Below are 1,004 nucleotides of genomic sequence, written 5' to 3'. Positions count from 1 at the left end.
AAGTCTATCTATGAGCTAAAAGAAGAGCTAAACCAGATCCATCAGGACTACCCTTTCGTACCGAGCTCACTTTCTAGTGACGTGTTTGGTAAACACTTAAGTGACGCGTTGAAAGATCGTGATGCAGCGGCATTAGTAACATTGATAAAGGTTGGCAACACGTTCTTCACCAATAGCGATGAACATAAAGCTAACTTAGAGATAAGCAATGCGATGAAAGATGCGGTGCTCGAAATGAAGCTCTATGAAACGGCGATAGATTCGAGCAATCCGTTACCTTTCCCTATCGATGCCGCTCGTATCTTGTATCAAGACGAGTTTGATGGCCTGTACTATCGCCTAAAGCAAGCAAGAACCACTGTACATTTGGATAAGTTAGTTAAAGACGTCGATAAATTCTCTGAAAACTTCCCTGTTGGATTCCAAGATATCAATGACCTACGCTTCCAAACAGCGGACAAGTATCTACAATTCTCCGACATTCTGTTGAATAAGAGAAAGACCACCAGCGCTAGACGAGCAATGAAGAAAGCGAACGATTTGATGAAACAAATTGAGCAAGATTCCAAGCAAAGTTAACGAATTTTGTTTCATTTAAGGGGCTTCTAAGCCCCTTTCCTCAAAAACGCCTTGCCTTTATGCACTCAGATGACTAGCTTATTAGTGTAGCTGTAGTAAGGAAGATAGACTTTGGCCGAGGGAAGAGTCGCCGTTGGTGATATCAATATCCTGGTCGTTGATGACTGTTCTACATCATCACTGCTAGTGAAACACCAACTCATTGCATTAGGCGCAAAAGCTTCTAACATCACTTGCGTGACTAACACGCAAGCGGCCTTACTCGCCGCAAAAACTCGCTTTTATTCCTTCTTAGTGATTGATTACCATCTTGCAGAAAAATACACCGGTTTGGATCTCGTTCACCTCCTGAGCAGAGCACAACTGATTTCAGACACAACCGCTGTGCTTATGATTTCTAGCGATGCCACAAAAGAGACAGTTCT

Annotated in this window: 2 pseudogenes; both read left to right on the top strand. The window is 42.8% G+C overall.

Features of this window, described 5'->3' with window-relative positions:
* A pseudogene (locus R7P67_RS26755) lies at positions 1-579 on the top strand (serine/threonine protein kinase); the annotation flags it as partial.
* 111 nt (positions 580-690) lie between these two features.
* Positions 691-1,004, top strand: a pseudogene (locus R7P67_RS26750) (response regulator); the annotation flags it as partial.

This window comes from Vibrio sp. Vb0937, from assembly GCF_033338855.1.
The sequence above is the reverse complement of the archived record's forward strand: the minus strand, read 5'-3'. Positions and strand labels throughout refer to the sequence as shown.